General features: G+C 60.7%; 19 protein-coding genes. All 19 read right to left on the reverse strand.

All coding sequences use genetic code 11. The features are described from left to right. Positions 1 to 15: 15 nt before the first annotated feature. The 19 genes from BK670_RS28115 to tssA all read right to left on the reverse strand — a co-directional run bounded on the left by BK670_RS28115 (position 16) and on the right by tssA (position 22,350). On the reverse strand, positions 16 to 1,017 hold the full coding sequence (locus BK670_RS28115) for a serine/threonine-protein kinase (RefSeq protein ID WP_123454684.1): 1,002 nt from the start codon (positions 1,015 to 1,017) through the stop codon (positions 16 to 18). Continuing rightward, positions 1,014 to 1,742, reverse strand: a complete 729-nt coding sequence (locus tag BK670_RS28120) for a PP2C family protein-serine/threonine phosphatase (RefSeq protein WP_007920303.1) — start codon at positions 1,740 to 1,742, stop codon at positions 1,014 to 1,016. Before BK670_RS28120 ends, BK670_RS28115 begins: the two co-directional genes overlap by 4 nt. Then, on the reverse strand, positions 1,742 to 5,281 hold the full coding sequence (tssM, locus tag BK670_RS28125) for a type VI secretion system membrane subunit TssM (RefSeq protein WP_123454686.1): 3,540 nt from the start codon (positions 5,279 to 5,281) through the stop codon (positions 1,742 to 1,744). Before tssM ends, BK670_RS28120 begins: the two co-directional genes overlap by 1 nt. A 13-nt stretch (positions 5,282 to 5,294) precedes the next feature. Further along, a complete protein-coding gene (gene icmH, locus BK670_RS28130) occupies positions 5,295 to 6,170 on the reverse strand; it encodes a type IVB secretion system protein IcmH/DotU (RefSeq protein WP_016985783.1) in 876 nt (291 codons plus the stop codon). Positions 6,171 to 6,175: 5 nt separating this feature from the next. After that, on the reverse strand, positions 6,176 to 7,507 hold the full coding sequence (tssK, locus tag BK670_RS28135; protein ID WP_064389585.1) for a type VI secretion system baseplate subunit TssK: 1,332 nt from the start codon (positions 7,505 to 7,507) through the stop codon (positions 6,176 to 6,178). 2 nt (positions 7,508 to 7,509) lie between these two features. After that, entirely contained in the window at positions 7,510 to 8,010 is a 501-nt protein-coding gene (gene tssJ, locus BK670_RS28140; protein ID WP_123454688.1) for a type VI secretion system lipoprotein TssJ, read from the reverse strand. Between the two features lie 5 nt (positions 8,011 to 8,015). Then, on the reverse strand, positions 8,016 to 9,212 hold the full coding sequence (tagH, locus tag BK670_RS28145) for a type VI secretion system-associated FHA domain protein TagH (protein WP_123454690.1): 1,197 nt from the start codon (positions 9,210 to 9,212) through the stop codon (positions 8,016 to 8,018). 18 nt (positions 9,213 to 9,230) lie between these two features. Then, positions 9,231 to 9,371 (reverse strand): hypothetical protein, encoded by a 141-nt coding sequence (locus tag BK670_RS28150; RefSeq protein WP_003229566.1) that lies wholly within the window; start codon positions 9,369 to 9,371, stop codon positions 9,231 to 9,233. A 351-nt stretch (positions 9,372 to 9,722) separates the two neighbouring features. Next, on the reverse strand, positions 9,723 to 11,243 hold the full coding sequence (locus BK670_RS28160; protein WP_123454694.1) for a sigma-54 interaction domain-containing protein: 1,521 nt from the start codon (positions 11,241 to 11,243) through the stop codon (positions 9,723 to 9,725). A 10-nt stretch (positions 11,244 to 11,253) separates the two neighbouring features. Beyond that, positions 11,254 to 13,911, reverse strand: coding sequence for a type VI secretion system ATPase TssH (gene tssH / locus BK670_RS28165; RefSeq protein ID WP_123454696.1), 2,658 nt, complete (start codon positions 13,909 to 13,911; stop codon positions 11,254 to 11,256). Between the two features lie 11 nt (positions 13,912 to 13,922). Then, on the reverse strand, positions 13,923 to 14,930 hold the full coding sequence (gene tssG / locus BK670_RS28170; protein ID WP_123454698.1) for a type VI secretion system baseplate subunit TssG: 1,008 nt from the start codon (positions 14,928 to 14,930) through the stop codon (positions 13,923 to 13,925). Next, a complete protein-coding gene (tssF, locus tag BK670_RS28175; protein ID WP_122842179.1) occupies positions 14,894 to 16,681 on the reverse strand; it encodes a type VI secretion system baseplate subunit TssF in 1,788 nt (595 codons plus the stop codon). The genes tssG and tssF overlap by 37 nt, the downstream gene beginning before the upstream one ends. 125 nt (positions 16,682 to 16,806) lie before the next feature. Continuing rightward, positions 16,807 to 17,013, reverse strand: coding sequence for a hypothetical protein (locus BK670_RS28180; RefSeq protein WP_259697602.1), 207 nt, complete (start codon positions 17,011 to 17,013; stop codon positions 16,807 to 16,809). Next, a complete protein-coding gene (locus BK670_RS28185) occupies positions 17,010 to 17,813 on the reverse strand; it encodes a hypothetical protein (RefSeq protein WP_123454700.1) in 804 nt (267 codons plus the stop codon). The genes BK670_RS28180 and BK670_RS28185 overlap by 4 nt, the downstream gene beginning before the upstream one ends. Beyond that, a complete protein-coding gene (locus BK670_RS28190; RefSeq protein WP_123454702.1) occupies positions 17,810 to 18,322 on the reverse strand; it encodes a PAAR domain-containing protein in 513 nt (170 codons plus the stop codon). Before BK670_RS28190 ends, BK670_RS28185 begins: the two co-directional genes overlap by 4 nt. A gap of 11 nt (positions 18,323 to 18,333) precedes the next feature. After that, the gene (gene tssE / locus BK670_RS28195) at positions 18,334 to 18,741 is read right to left on the reverse strand and encodes a type VI secretion system baseplate subunit TssE (RefSeq protein ID WP_123454704.1); all 408 of its coding nucleotides are present in this window, start codon (positions 18,739 to 18,741) and stop codon (positions 18,334 to 18,336) included. A 9-nt stretch (positions 18,742 to 18,750) separates the two neighbouring features. After that, positions 18,751 to 20,226, reverse strand: coding sequence for a type VI secretion system contractile sheath large subunit (tssC, locus tag BK670_RS28200; protein ID WP_016772499.1), 1,476 nt, complete (start codon positions 20,224 to 20,226; stop codon positions 18,751 to 18,753). A 25-nt stretch (positions 20,227 to 20,251) separates the two neighbouring features. Continuing rightward, the gene (gene tssB, locus BK670_RS28205; protein ID WP_003229587.1) at positions 20,252 to 20,755 is read right to left on the reverse strand and encodes a type VI secretion system contractile sheath small subunit; all 504 of its coding nucleotides are present in this window, start codon (positions 20,753 to 20,755) and stop codon (positions 20,252 to 20,254) included. Positions 20,756 to 20,787: 32 nt separating this feature from the next. Continuing rightward, positions 20,788 to 22,350, reverse strand: a complete 1,563-nt coding sequence (tssA, locus tag BK670_RS28210) for a type VI secretion system protein TssA (protein ID WP_007920270.1) — start codon at positions 22,348 to 22,350, stop codon at positions 20,788 to 20,790. Between the last annotated feature and the right edge of the window lie 193 nt (positions 22,351 to 22,543).

Below are 22,543 nucleotides of genomic sequence, written 5' to 3' on the forward strand. Positions count from 1 at the left end.
TTCGAATGTCGTCCGTTACGCCCGAAGTCGCAACCGTTGCAGCCAAGACGAAGTGGCGCCCAAGGCGTCACGCAATTGTTGGGCAGTGATGGTGCGCTCTGCCGGGTCGAAGCTCAGCGCGGTTCGCAGCGCTGGCCAGCCGTGTTTCGGTAAGTTCGCCGGCGCATGCAGCTCGCGCTCCAGGTGCTCGTCGCGGGCCTGGGTCGAGGGCAAGCGGCGGAACGGGTGTTTGCCGCTCGCCAGTTCATAGATCACGCAGGCCACGCCGTACACGTCCGCGCTGGCCGACAACGGTTGGCCCTCAAGCAGTTCGGGGGCGGCGTAGCCCGGGGTCCAGGCGTTGAAACGCTCGCGGCTCAGGTGCGGCAGACCGGGCAGCACGCCCTCGTCTGCCTGGCCGAGACCGAAGTCGAACAGGCGCAGGCCGTCTTCGCTGAGCATGACGTTGCTCGGTTTCATGTCACCGTGCAGCACGCCGCGACCGTGGGCGTAGGCCAGCGTGTCGAGCAGCGGCAGCGCGATGTCGCGCGTTTCTTTCCACGGCAGGCCGAGGGGCCGCTCGCAGAGCAATTTGTCCAGGGTCAGGCCACGCATGTATTCCATGGTGATGAAGGCCCGCTGGCAGTCGGTGTCGACTTCAAAGGTGTGTGCACGCACGACGTTGTCGTGGCGCAGGCGTCGGGTCAGGGCGAACTCGCTGTAGAGCAAGGCACTGGCGTCCGGCGATTCGGCAAATTCTTCGCTGAGGATTTTCAGCGCGATGTAAGGGTCGGGATCGCCGAACTGTTCGTGCAGCAGATCCCGCGCCCGGTAAACGGCGCCCATGCCACCGGCCCCGAGCAGGCGCTCGAGGTGGTAGCGACCGGCGAGTACATCCGGCAGTGCTCCGATGCTGGCCTTGGTCGGCGCCAGCAACGGCTCTGCTTTGTTTTCCTTGGCGAAGGCGAAGTAGGTCAGGTTGTTGGCCTGTTCTTCGCTCATCAGCAAGTCATCGATGGGTGATTCGATTTTGGTCATTGGCGGATCACCACGGCTGTCAGGTTGTCGCGCGCGGCGCCACGCAGGGCGCCGTCGAACAAACGTTCCAGCGCCACGTGCGGCGCGCTGAGGCTGAGGGCGTTGCCGAGGGCATCGCTGCTCAGGCCTTGATACAAACCATCGCTGCAGAGCAAAAACGCATCGCCCGGATAGACCTCGAGTTCCAGCACATCCAGGGTCAGTGTTTCGGCAGCGCCGACGGCTCGGGTCAAGGCCTGAGCCGCTGGGTGCGCTGCCGCTTGTTCGACGCTCATTTGCTGTTCGTCGATCAATTGCTGTTGCAGCGAATGATCCTTGGACAGCTGATACAGCCGCTGCCCGCGCCACATGTAGCAACGGCTATCACCGGCCCAGATGCAGGCCGCACGATTGCCTTCCACCAGCAGCGCGACGACGGTGCTGCCCATGATGCTGTCGTGACGTCCGGCGGTGACGGTCAACTCTTGCCCCAAACGCCGGTTCAGCCAGTGCAGGCACTGGCGAATGGCTTTGAGGCGTTCGTCGAAGTCTTCGTGCTGCGGCAGTTCAGCCAGGCTGGCGACGATCAACTGGCTGGCGATGTCGCCCCCCTGATGACCGCCCATGCCATCCGCGACCACCCACAGCCCCTGCTGTGGCGAGTCGAGGAAGGCATCTTCGTTGCGCGCCCGCACCTTGCCCGGGTCGGTACGCGCCGCGCTGCGCCAGGCACTGGCCACCAGCATCAGAGCTGCACCGGCATACGGAAGGTGCGCAGCACGCCCATGTCGAACGGGTTCGGCGTGCGCTGGCTGGTCAGCAGGTAGTTGGCGCGCAGGCCACCCACATCGGCTTTCAGCACCAGCACGTCGCGACCGGTCAGGTACTCGGTCTGCATCAGGTCGAACAAACGGAACAGCGACCACGGGCCGGAGTTCTTCTCGATGCCGATCGGGCGCCCGGCCATTTTGTCCATGACCAGACTGGTGCGACCGTCTTCAGCATCGGTCGGCCATTTGAACGACATTGGCAGGATCGGACCGTGGCGGTATTCCATGGTCTTGTCGCCGAACTTGAACTCGGAACGGCTGACGGCCGGGTCGAGGGTGTACGGCTCCAGTTTGAACTGCACGGTCGGCTCGGCCGGGTTGATCGAGAAGAAGCTCTGACGAATCGTCAGCGCCGCCGCCATCTGGTCGAGATACATCTTCGATACCGGCAGGCTGTGACCGTCGACGCTGCGCATGCGGTAGTTGCCCGGATCACCGCTGACGAACGGACGCAGGTAGCTGTCGAAGAAGCGGTCGACGGTGCCTTGAGCGCGGAAGAACTCGCGGAAATCGCTGATCGCCACGTCGCTGGTGCTGCTGGCGCTGAACGGGTAACGCTTGCTGATGGTTTTGCCATACACGCTGTACAGCTCGTTCTGATAACGACCGTTCAGGTATTGGTAGGCATCGTTGAGCACCAGACGCCAGGAGTCTTCGGCCAGCACGTTGAACCACACGCTGAGCGGACGCGGCAGACGGCTAGACGCATTGCGCAGGTTGGTCAGCGCATCACGCTGGCCGCTCATGCGGGTTTTCGCCATTTCGAACGCGGCTTGTTCCGGCGTGCTGGAACGGGCCAGACCGGCCAGTTGCAGTTGCAGGTCGTTGAGCGCGCTCAGTGCAGGGGTCAGATCTGCAGCCGGGCCGTTGTTGTCATCGAGCAAACGATGCAGCGGTTCGAAGCGACGTTGCAGCGATTTCTTCGCGGTGTCTGGCAGGGTCTTCGCCACGTTCAGGGCCGAAGCCTTGTCCGCTGCGGCGGCTGCAAGTTTGCCAACCTTACCCAGTTTGCCTTTCTGCCCAGCCAGCGCATCAGCAGCGTCGCCAGCTTCTTCGACAGGGTCTGCAGCAGCCTGGAAGCGCGTGTTCTCGCGCACTTCGGTGAGCAAGGCCAGCACCGGCGAATTCGCCGAGGTCAGGCCTGCCAGTTGCTCAGCGCCTTCACCAGCATCGCTGATTGGCGGCAATGCAACCTGGCCGACGGCTTCACTCCAGTAGTTGGCGTAGTCGCGGAAGTACAGCTGCTCCAGCTCGACCATCAGGCGACGCAAGTCCATGTCGCTGATGCCCGCGCCTTCACCCAGCACCCAGTTGTCACGCAGGATGTCGGTGACCAGCGCCGAACCCTGTACCGAGAAATACTGCTGATAACCGGATTGCGTGTAGAAGCCCGGGATCACGTATTCGGTGCCGATAAACAGCGAGCCTTGTGGGCCGAGGTGTTGGCTGAAACGATAGTCCGGCAGGTTGCGCGCTTGCTCACGGAGCATGCGGTAAACCACGGTGGCCAACGATTCGCTGCGCAGTACCTGACGCGCCTGAGTGACCAACTGGTCGTTCAGCGGGTAGATAAACGGCTGCTTCAGCAAGCGATCGAGGTGCGCATTCAGACCGTTCTGCACGGCGGTGTTGCCGGTGTAGCGCGTTGACCAGTCAGTGGCGACCCAGTCCTTGAGCCACGCGGCATCGCGACGGTCTTTCATGTTCAGCATCAGGTACGCGCGCAGGCTGTTGAGCAGGCGGTCGCGGTCCTTCATGTTGGCGCGGATCTGCCCTTCGAGCATGGTCGCAACCCGTGGCAGCAGCTGCTTTTCAAGCTCGCGCTCGTAAGCCTCTTTGACCACTGGGTTGACGTCTTCACCCTGATACAGACCACCACGCTCGTGGTAGGAAACGTCGCCCTTCTTCGGGAACACCTGGGTCGCGGCGTAGCTGGTGTCGAGGGTTTTCAGCACGCCCATGGCGTCATCGCGCGGCGACAAAGCCGTGCGTTGCTGCGTCCAGTTCTGCGCCAGATTGCGCAGGTTTTCCAGACGCTCGTAGTTCGCCGAGAAACCGCCCGCCCAGAGCATGCCAAACAGTGCCAGCGAGGCCAGTGCGCCGACATACAGCGCACGCTGGCCCCAATGGATGCGGCTGCGCTCACGCTTGTCCAGACCGGCCAGATCGGCTTCGGGGAAAATCACTTGGCTGAACAAGTGATGGATGAACCGCGAACGACCGCTGCGCAGGGTCGGCAGCACGCCGGCGCTCATGCCGAGGCTGGCGCCGATGCCGGCGGTGGTCGCATCCATCTCTTGGGTCAGGTGCGGCGCGCTGGTCAGGTAGAAACCACGCAATTGCGTGGCACGCTGATAACGGTTGCCAGTGAACGCCATGTCGACGAACAGGCACAGGCGCTCGCCGATCTGCCCCAGTTGATGCGGGAAGTCGAGGATGCGGCCACGGCGCTGAGTGTCGCGCTCGGAGTGCATGCGCATGATCACTTGGCTGTTGAGACGGCGCAGCAGTTCTTCGAACTCGTTGCGCAGCACAGCAACGTCAGTGCCGACCTGGTCCTTGCGGAAACTGGTGCCGAGTACCTGATCACTTTCCTCGCGGGTCAGTTGATCGAAGAACTCGTCGAAGCCCAGCAGCTTGTCAGCCTTGCTCAGGACCAGATACACCGGCACGTCGACGTGCAGTTTCTGATGCACGTCTTGCAGACGGCCGCGAACCTGACGCGCGAGGGTGTCGATGTCCTGCTCACTGCCGCCGAGCAGGGTTTCCACCGGAATGGTCACCAGCACGCCGTTCAATGGACGCCCGCGACGACGCTTGCGCAGCAGTTCCAGCAGTGTCGTCCAGGCGCTGCCGTCGACTTCCGCGTCAGGCTGGGTCATGTAGCGCCCGGCGGTGTCGATCAGCACACCATGGTCGGCGAAGTACCAGTCGCAATGACGGGTGCCGAGGGTGTCGCGGGTCAGCTTGCGGTCGATCTTGTTGATCGGGAATTCCAGACCGGAAAAGTCCAGCAAGCTGGTCTTGCCGGAAGCCTGCGGACCGATCAACAAGTACCACGGCAAGTCATTGCGCCAGCGCTCGCTGCGGCCGCGATACAGGCTCGACGTCTTCAGGGTTTTCAGGGCGTCTTTGAAGCGCGCCTTCAACTCCTTCTGTTCTTCGTCGATCAGCTCTTCGCGGCGAATGCGGTCCTGGCCGTCCTCGCTTTCTTCCTCGGCTTTCTTGCGGATACCCGCGCGCCAGCTGACGAAGACCATGGTCAGGCCCCAGATCAGGAACAGCACGCTGATGGTCAGCAGACGTGAGGTCGCGCTCTCCCAGAACTTGTAATCATCAACCGCCAACAACGGGCCGACGAACCACACCAGCAGCGCCACGAACAGCACCAGCAGCAAGGTCCAGACCCAGGTCTGGCGCAGGAAGGCGCCGACTTTCTTGAAAAACTTTTTCATCACACGTCCCTGTTTACGGCTGCGACTGCGGTTGCACCGCGGCCGGATCAAGCGGCTGATAAGGTTGCAGAACGGTGTCGCGCTGCTCGCCCAAGACCCAGGCGAAGCCCGAATACATCACCACCAGGCAGACAAAAGTGAACAACACCACCATCCACGCCGGCACGATGCGCACCAGGTTGCGACGCTGATCGTTCAAGCCTTCCCAGTGCGGCGACAACTCGCGCGGCACGTCGCCACGCAACTGACGGATCTGCCGGTACAGGGCGTCACGGATGCCTTCAAGCTCGAGCATGCCGCGTGCCTGGACGCGGTACTTGCCCTCGAAACCGAGGGACAGGCACAGGTACATCAGCTCGAGCATCGGCAGGTGCTTGACCGGGTTCTTCGACAGTCGATCGAGCAACTGGAAGAACTTCTCGCCACCAAAGGTCTCGTTGTGGAAGCTGCTCAGCAGGCTCATCTGCGACCATTCGCTTTCGTTGCCCCACGGCGTGGTCACGACAGCTTCGTCGACCACGGTGCAGAGCACGTAACGCGCAGCCATTACCTGGCTGCTTTCGGCGCCGTTGTGCAGGGCGCGTACTTCAAACAATTTCAGCCCGGCAGTCAGACGCTCGTTGAGTGCGTACAAGTCTTCGCGGGTTTCGCTGTGCTTGAGACGCACCACTTCCGAAAGCAGCTCGGACGAGGCCGCCACCAGCGAATTGAGACTGATGTTGAACGCTTCCGCCGGGCGCAGGCGCGCGGCGTAGATCATGCGTTCTTCCAGTTGCTCGAAACGCGGTGGCGCGGCGAAGTCGGTCAGCGGACTCGATGCCGGTCCGTGGCCCTGACGATCGAGCAGGACGGTTTTGTCGTCCTGGTTGTAATCCGTTTCCTTGATCATGTCGGTCAGTTCCTGATGGCCCAGAATTTCAGTTCAAGCTCGGCGAATTCGCCGGACACGTGGAACGCGAAACCGCCGGAGCGCTCGAGTTGTGCCAGGTCTTCGGAACTGAGTTCGAGGATGAAATAGGTTTTGTTCGAATGGAACGCGATCTGCCGCGGGGCCACCGGCAACGGTTTGACCTTGATCCCCGGCAAGTGCAGGTTGACCAGTTGGCGGATGCGCTCCACCGGGCCGACCTTGAGGTGCGCCGGCAAGCGGTGGCGCAGTTCTTCGGAGTCGCAGTTGGCACTGGCCGCCAGCACGAACGACGCCGAGCCGAGCAATTTGTGGTCGTGCAACGGCGAGACGATGATGCCGTACTGACGCGCTTGCAGGATCAGTTCGATGGCGTGCTGTTCGAGCACCATCGACAGCACCTGACGAATCGCTTCCATCAGTTTGCGGAAGCTCCCACCCTGATCGGCGTGGGAGTAGCGACTGTCCAGACGCGGACGTTTGCTCTCGCCGGAGAAGGTCGCCAGATCGCCAAGCATGGTCAGCAGCGTGCGGTACAACTCTTCCGGGTGTACCTGCTCCAGGCCGAGGTAGTGGCGCAGCAGCAGTTCGGTGCGGTTGATCAGTTGCAGCATCATGAAGTCGCCGACTTCCGCACCACCGACCTTGCCATTGGAGCGAATCCGCTCGGCAATCGTGTCGCCACGGTGGCTGAGCATGCTGATGACTTCTTTCAGGCACGACAGCAAGTAGCTGGAGGCGTGAGCCTGAATGTAGGTCGGCACGAAGTCCGGGTCGAGGCTGATCACGCCGTCGGGCGTGGTGTCGAGTACGTCGCAGATCTTCAGTTTTACGTAGGCCTGATCGCTCTGTTGCTCGCCGAGCAACAGTTTGAAGTCCGGGCGACCGCAGCTGACCTGGCTGGCGGAATCGTCGCCGGCGTTGGAGTCGGCCACTTCGGCGTCATATGCGGTGTAACGCGCGAGCACGTCGGACTGCTCCGGACGGCGCGACTCGATGTGGTTACCGGTGACCAGCGGCAACGCCAGGTAGATCGGCGTGTTGCCGGTGTTCGGCGGTACGTCCAGGGCCAGCGGCTCGGTGTTGCCACCGAGTTCGAACAGGCTGCCGTCCGGCAGAATCCCCGAGGCTTCACTGATCACCAGTTTGCCCATGTTGAGGAACTGCAGGTCGATCTCCAGATTGAGAAAACCCCAGGTGTAGCCACCCAGCAACTGAGTGCGGGTTTTCATCTGGTGATCGTAATAGCGATCGTTGTGCTGGAAGTGCTGCGGCCGCAGCAGCATGCCTTCCTGCCAAATGACTTTATGGGTATTCATGTTCAGTCATCCGCCTTGGCGAGCACTTGATGGGTGTTACGGATGCCGGTCTGGTCCAGAGTCAGATCGACTTCGGTGACTTCCAGCGGAGTGATCTGAACCGTGTGGCGCCATTGGGTTTCCGGCAAGTCGCGGTATGCGGCAAGAACGCCAACATAAAGGCTGCCCTCTTCCACCTTGAGCTTCATTTCCACGGTTTCACCCGGGCGCAGTTCGAGTTCTTCGCTGGCCACCAGATCCGGGTTGAGGGATTCCTTGGCGCGCTCGTAGAGGCTGAAGAAGTCAGCGTTCTCGAAGGTCACCGGGTGCTTGAGTTCGAACAGGCGCACGACGATCGGCGACGGCCGACCGTTGAGGTCCGGGTTGAGCTGATCGCTGCCGGTCAGCTTCAGGTTGATCTTGGTTACTTTCGAGTACGGCGACAGCGACGAGCAACCGGCGAGCAGCACCAGTACGGTGAGCGCAGTCAGCGTCTTGAAAAAAGCGGTCGAGCGGCGAGACATGCGCATCATCCTTGGTGGTCGGTGTGGAGGGTGGAGATCAGGCGGATCTGTTCTTCGTAAGCCTGGGCGAAGTCGCGGGCCAGCAGACGCTCACTCCAGTCATCGTCCTGACGCAGCGCCTGGTGATATCGACCGAACGCTCTCCAGCGCCCGCCCGAGGTGGCGATCAACGGCTTGTTGTCGCGCTCGAAACGCAGGGTCAGTTGTTCCGGCGAAAAATGCTCCAGCGTGCCGCGTACGGCGGCGCGGCTGGCGGTCAGCAGTGCAACTTGATGCGCCTGCAGATCGCGGAACGCGCGGGAGATCGCTTGCTCGGCCGGCAGATGGCCGGGCTTGCTTGGCTGCAACAGAATCTGCAGCGCTTCGCTCGGATCGACGGCGAATTTCAGCGGATTCTTGTTGGTGCCTTGCACGGTGGTCTGGGCCAGACGCAGTTCGTTTTTCAGCTCCGAGCGGGTGCGCAGGCTCTGCTGCAAACCGCCGATGCTTTGGCGCAGCAAGCGCGCAGCGTTCAGCGCCAGGGCTTCGCGCTCGTCGTGGCTGAGGCCTTTGACGTCGACGCCCAGCGCCGCACCGAAGTGCTCCCAGAAACCTTCGCTCTGACGCTCAACGGCTTTCGGCGCCGGAGCGGGCTCAGGTTCGACCGGAGCGGCAATCAGCTCCGGCACCATCAGGCTTTCCATGTCGATGCGCGCGTAGTCGGCACGCTGACGGGAGTCTTCAGGTTTGGTGTTCGGCGCCAGCAGTTCGTCGATTTCCGAGTACACACGCTCTTGCTGCTCAAGGGCATTGAGCGGATCGAGATCGAGGAACGCGTCGTCAGGGATGATGCTGCCGGCCGCGCGCGGGCGACCGACTTCACCGTCGAAGGTCGCCGGGTCGCGCACCAGCCGCGCGCGAATCTCGAAGTCACCCAGCACGTAGGTGCTGCCGTGTTCGATGCGCACCGGTTCGCCCTTGTGCAGACGAGCGCCGCTGTCACCGTCCTGGACACCGTTGCTGCTGGTGTCGGTGAGGAAGAACGTGCCTTCGCGGTAGCTGACAATCGCGTGGTGATTGGACAGATGACGCTTGCGGTCAGGGATGATCCAGTCGCAGTCCTCGCCCCGCCCGATCACGCCGCCAGCCTGTTTAAAGGTCTTCTGGCACAACTCGGTGGGCACGAACTGCTTGGTGTTCAGCATTTCGAAAACCAATTCCATGTTTGATGCTCCTTGCGGTCACTTGCCGCGATTGACCGCTTGCGGATCACCCAACGGGCGATAGTCGTTGTCGTTGAATTTGTAATTGCCGCTACAGCCGCCCAGGCCGCATAGAACGACGAGGGTCAGCAGGACAGCGTGCCAGTGACGAACAGACATCAGAGGGTCTCCAGGTGTAGACAAAGCACAAAGCGCCGACCCTTGCGGGCGGCGCTGAAATGAGTTTTTGAGGTGTTCTCGAAGGCTCTACATCGGGGCCTTGAGCCAGACCACCGAGGTGTACGCACCTCCTGTGGTGAAGGAGCAACCTGTGGCGAGGGAGCTTGCTCCCGCTGGGCTGCGAAGCAGCCCCAAAACCAGTCACTGCGGTGCATCGGGGAAACCGTGCTCACCGGGTTACGACTGCTGCGCAGCCGAGCGGGAGCAAGCTCCCTCGCCACAGGCAATCTGCAAGCCCTAAGCAAATCATTGGCCACAGGAATGCGGCTCGCCGCAGCGATCAATTTGAGATCAGCCATCGAAGTCACCCAGATTGATATTCAGACGGCCGAGGCGGTACAGCAGCGTGCGTCGCGGCAGGCCCAGTTCGCGGGCGGCGAGGGTCTGGTTGCCGTCGTTTTTGCGCAGGCAATCGAGCAATAACGTGCGTTCGACCTGCTCGAGACGTTCGCGCAAATTCAGGTGGCTGTTGTCTTCCGGCATCGGCTCCATGCGCAGGGAGAAATGCTCGGCGAGCAACTCGCCGCCTTCGCACAGCAACACCGCACGCTCGACCAATGCCTTGAGTTCACGCACGTTGCCGGGGAAGTTGTAGCCGGACAGGTGCTCCAGCGCCGCGCTCGACCAACGCACCGGATCGCGTTGCAAATACGTGCAAGTCTTCTCGGCGAAGTGCTGGGCCAGTTCAAGGATGTCGCCGTCGCGCTGACGCAGGGCCGGCAGCTCGATCGGGAATTGCGCGAGGCGGTAGTACAAGTCTTCGCGGAATTTGCCTTCACTGACCAGCGTCGACAAATCGCGGTGGGTCGCGGCGATGATGCGTACGTCGATCTTATGGGTGTCGTTGGAACCCAGTGGACGAATCTCACCTTCCTGCAACACGCGCAAGATCTTCGCTTGCAACGACAGCGGCATGTCGCCGATCTCGTCGAGCAGCAGCGTGCCGCCATTGGCCGCATCAAACAGGCCGGCGCGGTCGCGATCGGCGCCGGTGAACGCGCCTTTGCGATAGCCGAACAGCTCGCTTTCCAGCAGGTTTTCCGGGACCGCCGCACAGTTCTGCACGATGAATGCCTGGGAGCGGCGCGGGCCGCAATCGTGAATCGCCCGCGCGACGACTTCCTTGCCGGTGCCGGTTTCGCCGCGCAACAGCACGGTGTAGGGGCTGTGCAGGACTTTGCTGATCAGCGAGTGGGTCTGGCGCATCGCCGCGCTTTTGCCGATCAAGCCATAGCCACTGATGCTCGGCACGCTGCGCACAACCGTTGCCGACTCTGCCAACGGCTGACGCAGGCGTTGCAGCAAATGCAATTGGCCCAGCACGAACGAGCCGAGCTGGCCGAGGGAATCGGCGAAGCCTTGCAGGTGGGTGCGACGACGGCTGGCGCACAGCAGCAAGCCTTCAACCGCCTTGTGCTGATTGACCAGCGGCACGCACAACAGCGACTGCCACGGCGAAGCCGCCGCCGGCAGAAAACTGGTTTCGTGCAGGCTGCCGCTCAAGTCGTCGAGGCACACCACGCGGTTCTGGCACAGGGCGAATTGCAGCAGTTGCTCACCGTTGTAATCCGCCGGCAGGCTCGCCGCTTCACGCGGTTGCAAGGCGCCGTCGAGGCATTCGGCGTTCATTCCCAGGCACGTGTGGGTGGCATCGAGCAAATACAGCTGCGTCAATTCGCAACCGCTCAGCTCGGCCAGACCGCGCACGAAGTCACCCAGCAACGCAGCACCGTCCGCCGCCCGCGACAGACTGGCGAACTGCGCCAGCAACGCTTCGGCATAGACCAGTGGCTGCGGCACCTGAGTGAACATCACACCCACCTCAGGCGAACTCGCAGGTCACGCTGGCTTCGCCGTCGAGCGTGGCATGCACGCGCTTGAGGCTTTCACCGGTGGCCATGGCGTCGAGCAAGCGGTCAGCCACCAGCGGCAGCACATGCTGATCGAGCAAATGGTCGATCAGGCGCGCGCCGCTGTCGCTCTGCGTGCAACGCTCGGACAGGTGATCGACGAGGTTCTGGCACCAGCTGAAATCCAGCTGACGGCGATTCAGGCGCTCGCCGAGGCGACCGAGTTTGATCTCGATCAGCTCGCGCAGCACCGGGCCGCCGACCGGGTAGTAAGGCACCACTTTCATCCGCGCCAACAGCGCCGGTTTGAAGTGCTTGCTCAGTACCGGGCGAATGGTTTCTTCGAGGACTTCGGCGGTCGGCCGTGCGCCGTTTTCGCAGAGGTCGCTGATCTTGTCGCTACCGAGGTTCGAGGTCATCAGGATCAACGTGTTACGGAAGTCGATCTCGCGACCTTCGCCGTCGTTGGCCACGCCTTTGTCGAAGATTTGGTAGAACAGGTTGAGCACGTCCGGATCAGCCTTCTCGACTTCATCGAGCAGCACTACCGAGTACGGTTTCTGCCGCACGGCTTCGGTGAGCATGCCGCCCTCGCCGTAACCGACATAACCCGGTGGCGCGCCGATCAGACGAGAAACGGTGTGTTTCTCCTGGAATTCGGACATGTTGATGGTGGTGATGAAACGATCGCCGCCGTACAGCAGGTCAGCGAGGGCCAGTGCAGTTTCGGTTTTACCGACGCCGCTCGGGCCGACCAGCAAGAACACGCCGACCGGTGCGTCAGGTTTGTTTAGGCCGGCAGCGGTGGCGCGCATCGAGCGATCCAGTGCGTGCACGGCTTGTTCCTGACCACGGATGCGCGTGCGCAGGTCAGTGGCGAAACTGGCGACTTTGGCGTTGTGCTCACGGGCCAGTTGCGCCAACGGCACGCCGGTCCAGGCGCTGATCACTTCGGCGACCAAACGCGGGCAGACTTCGAAGCTGACCAGCCGCTCTTTGACTTGTGCGGCGGTCAGGGCGCTGTGGGTTTCGTTGAGCTGGGCTTCCAGCGCTTCGACGCTCTGGCCTTCTTCAACTTCAGCGGCGATGGTTTCGATCACGGTGCCTTCGGCGTCTTCTTCAACACTGACGGTCGGCTCGACGGCAGCGGCTTCACGGGCCTTGGCCAGTTGCTGACGCAGTTCCAGCAGGCGCTCAGCCAGTTGCTTTTGCTCAGTCCACAGGCTTTCCAGCGCAACCATTTCAGTTTCGGCTTCGTCCAGACGCGCTTCCAGTGCCTCCAGCGCTTCGTGGTCGATCAGCAGACCGGCCTCGGCATCGCGACGCAGCGCCTGACGCTGACGACCACCTTCGGCCAGTTCGCCACGCAGGCGCTCAAGGCTTTCCGGGGCGGCGGCGAGGCTGATGCGTACGCGGGCGCAGGCGGTGTCGAGCACGTCGACGGCTTTGTCCGGCAGCTGGCGACCGGCCAGATAGCGCGCGGACAATTCCGCCGCCGAGACCACCGCGTCATCACGCAGGTAGATGCCGTGGCTCTTCTCGTAAACCTGAGCCAGACCACGGAGGATGGTCACCGCTTCGCTGACGGTCGGTTCGTGCAGTTGCACCGGTTGGAAACGCCGGGCCAGGGCCGGGTCTTTCTCGAAGTATTTCTTGTACTCGGCCCAAGTGGTCGCGGCGATGGTGCGCAGTTCGCCACGGGCCAGTGCCGGTTTCAGCAGGTTGGCCGCGTCGGAACCGCCAGCATTGCCGCCTGCGCCGATCAGGGTGTGGGCTTCGTCGATAAACAGAATGATCGGCTTCGGCGAGGCTTTGACTTCATCGATCACGCCTTTGAGACGACGTTCGAATTCACCTTTGACGCTGGCGCCGGCCTGCAACAGGCCCATGTCCAGCGACAGCAGCTCAACGCCTTTGAGCACTTGCGGCACTTCACCGGCAGCGATGCGCGAAGCCAGGCCTTCGACGATCGCGGTTTTACCGACGCCGGCCTCACCGACCACGATCGGGTTGTTTTTCCGGCGACGGGCAAGGATATCGACCATCTGACGGATCGCGCCGTCACGGCACAGCACCGGGTCGAGCTTGCCGTCGCGGGCCTGTTGCGTCAGGTTGTGGGTGAAGCGCTGCAGCAGCGATTCGCCCTGGGCGGCCGGTTTGCCATTGGCTGCCGGTTGCTCCTGTTGCGACAGGGCAAATTCTTTCAGGCGATCGATGTTCAACTTGGCGAGCAGCGGCTGATAGCGGCTGCCGGCATAACGCATCGGATTGCGCAGCAGAGCGAGGATCAGCGCCGCATCTTCAACCTGGGTCTGACCGAGTTCGAGGTTGGCTACCAGCAGCGCGTCTTGCAGCCACTGCACCAGTTCCGGGGCAAACACCGGATTGCGCGATGCACTGTGCTCGACGCGCGATTGCAGCGCGGCGCTCAGTTCACCGGCGTCGACGTCTGCATCCTGCAGTGCCCGCGACAGCAAGCCGTTCGGACGCTCGAGCAGGCCGAGCAGCAAGTCTTCGACGAGGATCTTGCTGCCGCCACGGGCCACGCAACGCTCGGCAGAACGTTCCAGATCACGACGGGTTTCGGCGTCCAGCGCCTGGATGAGTTGTTGCAGGTCTACGTTGATCATGGCTCACGTCCTTAATGAATTTTGCTGCCCAGGGTCACCACGCCGTCCGCTTTTTCGCGGCCCAGCCAACTGGTCCAACCGAGGCGACAGGCGTTCTGCTCACCGATGCGCAGTTCGCGGATTTCTTCCTGGCGCAGAACCAGGCGGATGTCGTAATCAAGCGGGTCACGCAGGGTGAACCGCACCAGCGCGCAGAGCGGCTGGTAACCGAAACCGATCGGCAGGAATTCATGGAATCGCTGCCAGTCGAGTTCGGTGATGTGAATGCGGAATTTGCCGCTGCGGTCGCGCACGTGTTCGCCAAGCACGAGGTCTTCACCGAGCAGGCTGTTGGCGCGGCCCAGACGATTGCGCTGCTCTTCGAGAATTTCCACGCGGCGCTCGATGCACTGCTCGATGACCAGGTCTTCGTGCTTGAAGTAGTAACGCAGCACGGCTTCGATCAGCGCCGCCGAGTGCGCCCGCAGGCTGAGCAGGCCGAGGTAAGGCAGCAGGCGTTTCCAGTTGAGTTCCTTGGCCTTGCGGATCTCGTCGCCACCCAGACCGATCAGGGCGAACAGCTGCGAGGAGAACGGGTCGATCGCGCCGCTCTGGAAGCTTGCGCGATAACGGTACTTGCGCCAGATCGGCAGCATCAGCCGTTGCAGGCGATGGTGGAACAGGTCGAGGAAATTGCGTGTCGGGTTGCCGTCCTCGCTGTCGCCCAGGGCTTGTTCGCCGTAGAACGCCGGCAGCGGCGAGCCCGAGCCGACCAGACCGATCAGGTTGAAACGCATGCGCGCGCGCATCTGCCCGTGTTCTTCGAAAAACTCGACGCGATCAACGTCGCTGCGCGGAAAGCCCAGGCTCGGGTTGGCCTGAAACTCCACGTGGTCGTACAGATCGTCTTCGCTCAGGTACGGGTGTGCCTCGCGCAGCCGGTCGATCACCAGCAGCACGGCCTGAAACAGCGAGTACTCGCGTATTACCTTGGTCAGCCCGCTTAAAGCAGGGGCTGCAGGCCCATACGTGGTGTCCATTGGTACACCTCTCCCTGTGTGCTTTTTACGCGCAGCTCATGGAATGAATTGAGACTGGCGTAAAGCGCGAAAAACTCGTTAAGAACCGAAGCGAAAACGAACAGGTCGCCTTCGCCGATGTACCCTTCCGGGTCGATGGTCAGTTCGGTGCGCAAACCGCGCACCGGCAACCCACGGTGCAAGCGGTCGACGTGGTGATGCTTGATGTGCTTGAGGCCGCCGAGCAGGCGCTTACTGACCTTCTCCGCGTGCTGGTCGTAGTAGCGCGGCAGGTCGTAGGTTTCGAGAATCACCTTCAACGCATTGACGTCGGCCAGCGACAGATAGTTAAGCGACATGTTGCTGATCAGCTTCCAGAGGAAGTCACGGTTCAGCGGTGGCGCGAAACTGGAAGTGGCCGGGGTGATGTTGCGGAAGCTCAAGAACTCCGGCGTCTCTTCGCAGGCCATGCAGATGTCGCCAAGCTTGAGCTTGCGCGGCAGGTTCTGGTTGGTGCAGATCAGCTCGATCGACAGGGTTTCGTGGGCTTCGGTGTGGCGGATGCCGAAGCTCAGGTAAGTGTCGAGGCCGTCGTGCAACAGCGAAGAGCGCTGGCGAATGCTGTAGTGCGGACGGCTGTTGGGCACGTCGAAACTCGGGTCGTGCTCGAAGGATTCGAACGGCACGTACTCCTGATAACCGAGGCCGCCGGGCTTCCAGCCGGTCACGGTTTCCACCGAGAACACACCGCAGTTTTCCAGATCGTATTCCGCCGGCAGCAACAGATATTCGTCCTGCTTGCCGTCGAGGCGGATCGGCAGCGCGTCGTGGGCGAACAGGTTGGCAATCGGCGTGCAGAACAGCTTCACGTTATCCAGGGTCGGCCGCATGCGCATGATGCCGCTCTTGCGGATATCAAAGCGCAGCTCAAGGCCGCGCATCTGCTTGAGGGTGTCTTCCGGCAGCGCGTTGATGATGTCCAGGCCGTTGACGTCGACGAACAGGAATTTGTCCTGGAAGGCGAAGTATTCCTGCAGGTAGCGATAACCACGGAAGGTGTTCAGCGGGTACGGGATCAACGCCTCTTCTTCGGCGAAGCCCACCGGTTTGACCCGATCACCGGGAATCTTGAACGCCATCGGCTTGCCGCTGACGCCATCAATCGGTTTGCCGGCGCCGTCGAGCGGGATCAACTCGATACCTTCGAGGTTGCGCAGCAGACTCAGATAAAGCATCTGGCTGATGTAGCGCTCACCGGCAAAGTGCAGGCGCAGTTTGCTCAGTTCCAGCTCACCGAGGTGGCCGTCGGCACTCATTTCCAGACGCAGGCTGAGCAGCGAACCGTCGCCCTTCACCGAGTAATTCAGCGCGGCCAGATCCAGTGGTAACACTTCGGTCGGGTAGCAGGTGCGGAAGCGGCAACGCACGTCTTCAATCGGTTTGCTCTCGATCGGTGTATCGCGCTCGACCAGCAGCGCCGGGCCGGAACGCTTGAGCGGATCGAACTGCAAAATGCTGAACGCCGGCAGCGGGCGCATGTAGTTCGGCCACAGCAGCTGCATCAGCGAATGGCTGAGCTCCGGCAGCTCGTCATCGAGCTTCTGCCGCAGACGCCCGGTGAGAAACGCAAAGCCTTCGAGCAACCGCTCCACATCCGGATCCCGCCCGGCCTGCCCCAGATACGGCGCCAACGCCGGACTACGCTCGGCGAAACGGCGACCGAGTTGGCGCAGTGCGGTGAGTTCGCTTTGGTAGTAGTGGTTAAAGGACACGGGTTACCTGCCTGTGGTTGGAATCGGGGAAATCTGATGGCTGGTGCAATTCTGCGCTGTTCGTGCGACTGGCATACTCGAGAGTTCGAGAGAAATCGCCAGTCTTCGACAGCCGAAAAATCATCTCAGGCAGGTGACTGGTTCAAATAAATACTTCCAATCACGTGCATGATCGGAATCATCATCACGCACACGAACATCATGATTTTATGCGTCTTCCTTTCCCTGACTCGCGCAGAAATCCCGGACAAAGCAACTACCAAGCAAATAATTGCCAAAGTGCCAAACAAATCGCTATCAGCCACTCCGGCCAAGTAACCTTGAATAGTCACTTATTGAACTCCATGAAATTCCATCGATAAAACAAAAAAATACTCAAAAAATCTTCGGCCATTGAGCCGGTGCTGAGATTTTTATAATTCCAACCTGCTTCAGCCTTTCGATAAAGCCCGGTCTCGATCAGCATGCCCGCGTACCCAGAGTTCTGCGGGTCAGCCATGTTTGCACCCATCCACTTCTGTATCGTTGTGATTGGACGAAAGCTGGCACCAGAGGTATTTCCTTGCCGGATCTCAATTTCCGTTTCAGTAATACGGACAACCATCTGAATGTGGTGCGCGAGATCAGCTGGACGATCCTTCGCCTGCGCTAGGATATCGCCAGGTAACAATCCCTCTACGGACTCCACTGCCAAGGTGTTTTCACCGACTCGCTGCATGTCGGGAGCACCGTAAGTCAACATAACCATTTCACTGAATCCAAACATATTGGACGCATATCTGTCATGGTTCGCTGCCGCGTAGTTCTCCATGTTACGGTATGTTCGGACACCCGTTTTCAACTTGACTGGTAGCCCACGCTTCGACGCGAACTCACACAACACCCTAAGTGCAAAATCTTCGCACGTAAATTTATTGTTAGTGACTGCGCCTTCTCTGTTCCAATACTGTTCATTGATCAATTTTTCTGCAATCAATGGCGCATCATTGTGAAAGTCGGCAACGTCTGCATCAGTCCAAAAAGCCGTTGTTTTCCAAAAAACCTTATAGGTCACTTTTTTTGGAGTCTTGTCCGCTTTCGGAGTCAAAGCAACCGAGCGAGCCATTAACGTCGACAGAACTTCTGCACTCATAGTGCCGCTCCATCAATCGCCGCGTGGAAGTCGAAAGTTTCACCCTCTTTTCCTCCGACTAACTCGGTTCTGCCCATTGCATCACTTTGACCGGTGATGACTTTCCCTTTGGAGGTTGTAATTTGATAAGGAATATCCGACAGCGGATTTCCATCCTGATCTTCCATCACCACCTGTTGTGTATGTGAAAACAGCATCAGCGGCGACGGCGGCACAAACGGCGCCGGCGTATGCGAATTCCCGATAATCACCGTCGAAGACCCAGCCGTAACCTTGTTACCGTGGGAGCCTACGGAATCAACAGTGGCAGCAGACTTACCGTTGATTTTCACCGTCGTGGCCAAACCACCAACCATCGCACCACCACACGCGGAGGCATCGCCTTGGCGGGCGGCCGCGAGGCCGTCGAAGAACACGTCGCCGGAACCGGCGGCGATCGGGTTGGTACCGTGGCCAGGAAGTGGGCAAGCGGTGGGGTCGGATACGCGTGCTGCAGGTTTGCCAGACATCGGGGTTCTCCTTAGGTGACCTTCACTTGTCCGCTGCCATCCAGGCGCGCGGAAAAACTGACCTGACGCTTGAAACCTTCAACTTCCAGCAGGCCTTCGATGCTGAAGGCGAGGCGAAGCTGATCGTGGTCACGCGGCAGGGAAATGACACGCACATTGCTCAGGCGCGGCTCGTAGGCTTCGATGAAGTTTTCGATGGCCAGACGGGCCTGACTCAGGGAGTCGTGCAGGCTCAGACGCATGTCATTGAGATCGGGCAACCCGTAGTCGGACAGCGTTTGCACGCTGCCGGCCCGGGTGCTGAGCATTTTGGCCAGATGGGCAGCCACTGACGCCATGGCACAAGCCTCAAGGCTGTTGCCCTTGCGTAGTTGCGCGTCGCCGTTGAGGCGTTCGAACAGGCTGCCGTATCCGTCCATGAGTCGCTCTTACTCTTTGTCCAGCTTGCCAACCAGCGACAGGGTGAAATCGGCACCCATGTACTTGAAGTGCGGACGCACGTTCAAGCTCACGCGGTACCAGCCCGGCTCGCCTTCAACGTCGCTGACGATCACTTGCGCAGCGCGCAGCGGACGACGGCCACGGACTTCGGCGCTCGGGTTTTCCTGGTCGGCGACGTACTGACGGATCCACTTGTTCAGTTCCAGCTCGAGGTCGGTACGCTCTTTCCACGAACCGAGTTGCTCGCGCTGCAGCACTTTCAAGTAGTGAGCCAGGCGGTTGACGATCATCATGTACGGCAGTTGGGTGCCGAGCTTGTAGTTCAGCTCTGCCGCCTTGCCTTCTGCGCTGATGCCGAAGAACTTCGGTTTCTGCACCGAGCTGGCGGAGAAGAACGCCGCGTTGTCGGAGCCTTTACGCATGGTCAGGGAGATGAAGCCTTCCTCGGCCAGTTCGTATTCACGACGGTCGGAAACCAGAACTTCAGTAGGAATCTTGGTTTCGATTTCGCCCATGCTTTCGAAGTGGTGCAACGGCAGGTCTTCAACAGCACCACCGCTCTGTGGGCCGATGATGTTCGGGCACCAGCGGAATTTGGCGAAGCTGTCGGTCAGCTTGGTGCCGAACGCGTAGGCAGTGTTGCCCCACAGGTAGTGCTCGTGGCTGTTGGCAACGGTTTCCTTGTACACGAACGATTTGACCGGGTTTTCTTCCGGATCGTACGGGTTACGCAGCAGGAAACGCGGCACGGTCAGGCCAACATAACGGGAGTCTTCCGAAGTACGGAAGCTCTGCCATTTGGCGAATTGCGGGCCTTCGAAGTGGTCTTTCAGATCTTTCAGATCCGGCAGACCGGTGAAGCTTTCCAGACCGAAGAACTTCGGACCGGCCGCAGCGATGAACGGCGCGTGGGACATGCACGAAACGCTGGCCACGTACTGCATCAGCTTCACGTCTGGCGAGCTTGGCGACATGTAGTAGTTAGCGATGATCGCGCCCACAGGCTGACCACCGAACTGGCCGTATTCAGCGGTGTAGATGTGCTTGTACAGGCCCGACTGCATGACTTCCGGCGAATCTTCGAAATCGTCCAGCAGGTCTTCTTTGGAGACGTTGAGGATTTCGATTTTGATGTTTTCGCGGAAGTTGGTGCGGTCGACCAGCAACTGCAGACCACGCCACGACGATTCCAGAGCCTGGAAGTCCGGGTGGTGCAGGATTTCGTCCATCTGACGGCTGAGCTTGGCATCGATCTCGGCGATCATACGGTCAACCATGGCCTTCTTGACCGGCTCACCGTTGTTCTGCGGCTTGAGCAGCTCTTCGATGAACGCCGACACACCGCGTTTGGCGATGTCGTAGGCTTCGTCGTCCGGAGTCAGACGGGTTTCGGCGATGATGCTGTCGAGAATGCTGTATTCGCCGCTGGCGGCGCTCTTCTCTTGTGCTGCGCTAGTGCTCATTGTGTTGGCTTCCTTGGCTGGAGTCTCAGGCGTCCGGGGCTGCGGCGTTCAGGCCCAGCTCACCGAGTACGCGACCGCGGGATTCGTCGTCGGCGAGCACGCCTTCGATCGCTTTACGGAACGCAGGTGCGTTACCCAGCGGGCCTTTGAGGGCCACCAGCGCATCGCGCAGTTCCATCAGTTTTTTCAGCTCAGGCACTTGCTCGACCAGGCTGGCCGGGTTGAAGTCCTTCATCGAATTGACGCGCAGTTGCACAGCCAGCTCGTCGGCCTCGCCATCTTCCTGCAGACGGTTCGGCACGCTCAGCGTCAGACCCAGTTCTTGCTTGGCCAACACTTCGTCGAAGGTCATCTTGTCGATGCTGATCGGCTTGCGATCTTCGATTTTGCGATCGTCCTTGCGGTGGGTGTAGTCACCAATTGCCAGCAGCTTCAGCGGCAGTTCAATCTCTTCCTGAGCACCGCCGGTGGCGGGTTTGAAGGTGACGTTGATGCGTTCCTTGGGGGCTACCGAGCCTTCTTTGGCCATGGCTTTTCTCCTTGCGGTTGTGGCCCTGGGGCCTATTCGAGTACCACTTCGAGGTCGAGGTGGCACAGCCTGCGATAAATCTCTTCCTTGCGTTCACGTACGGCATGGTTCTGCGGCAACAACTCGCAGCAACTGTGCAGCAGGTGCAGCACTTCCAATGCAAGATCGGGCTCCCAGGCGTGCAGGCCTGAGTCCTGTAATGTCTGATCGAGGGTTTCCAGCTGGTTCTTGGCCAGTTCGTACTTCTTGGCCATGAAGCACAGGCGTGCGAGGGCGAACTGCCAGAAGAAGCGTTCGCGCCCGCCGTGGGCCGACTGCAAACCCTGCTTGAGGGTCTGCACGGCAGGCTTCAAGCCTTCCTTGCGCAGCAGCGGCAGGACTTCCTCGAGGGCCTTTTCCCAGGCCGGCTGGGTTTCGACGTTTTCGCTTTCGACCTTGCGCGGCGCGCTGGCGCTTTGCAGGTGCGGCATGACGTTGGCGGCGATCCACGCCCGGGTGGACGGATCGGCAAACGGCGCGCCGTCATGGAAGCGCAACTCGACAATGCCGGGCAGCCGTTGAACCAAAAGCGCGAAGTGGATTTCCACTTCGCGCATTGCCAACTCGGCGTTGAGGTTCTGGAGACACTCCCAGACCATCCTCTGGCCATCGAACCAGAACGGCGCCTTCGCCAGGCTCGCCTCCAGTTCCACCAGCAGGTCGGCGTATTTGCCCTGATCGAAGCGGTCCTGGTAGAGCTTGAGTTTTTCCAGCGGCAGACCGCGCAACACGGTGATCTGTTCGGCGTTGCGCTCGGGTACTGCGTCGATGGTCATCCACAGCAACGTGCGATTGAGGCGCAGGGCGCGCAGGTCGGTGGCCTTCTGCTTGAGCCACCAGGCGCACAACGGCCGGGCACTTTCCTGTTGCGCGCGCAGGGCTTTATGCGCGTCTCGTTCGTTGTCGATCGGTGCGCCGGGGGTGAGCAACTGGCTCGCGGCCTGTTTGACCTGAGCCACCGCCGCACCGACCACACCGGGGGCCGGCTGGTTGTCGGCCGCGCGCTGGATCATGGTTTTCAGGCGACGGGAGATCGGCAGCAGCAGCGGCGAGTCATCGCCCAGGTGTTCAGCGCAGGCCGCTTCGAGACCGGACAGGTGCTCGGAGAGCTGCCGGAACATCGGCAACTGCTCTTTGATCGCAATGTTTTCGGTGATGACCTGCTCGAGACGCGGCACCAGCCAGCCAATGGCCGCGGCACGTGTGCGGGGTTTGAGCGGGTGAACGTCGGCCCAGTTGTTTTCCGACAAGTGGTGCAGCAGACCGAGGCCGGCCAGCAGCCCGGGGAAGGATTCGCGCTGGTACAGCGACCAGGTCAGCCAGGCGCCGACACGCAAATCCTTGGATTGGGTCCGCAGCAGATTTTCGCTGTTTTCGCGAATTTTCAGCCAGTCGATCTGCCCGCTTTCGTGCATCGACGAGGCTTTGGCCAGCTCACTTTCCAGCGCCTCGAATTCGCTCGAAAAACGAACGTCTTCGCCCGCGAAATTCTCTTTAGAAACAGAGACTTTTGCGAGTTCTAGGTAATGGGCGGAAAGTTTGCTTGAGTAGGACATCCATGGCCTTTATTAAGGATTACAGTCAGGCGCCTATTGGAGTAACCGCGGCGCGGGACAGTATCGAAGAGCAGTGCAGCGACTCATCCAATTGAGATGTGCTCTTTCAAGTGGGCGCATCGTAATCACTATGATGGCCACTAGCAAGCATCTGATTAAACAACAAGACGAAGTGTTCATTGGGGTGTGTAGG

The organism is Pseudomonas fluorescens (genome assembly GCF_003732425.1).
In the GTDB taxonomy this organism is placed as follows: domain Bacteria; phylum Pseudomonadota; class Gammaproteobacteria; order Pseudomonadales; family Pseudomonadaceae; genus Aquipseudomonas; species Aquipseudomonas fluorescens_BE.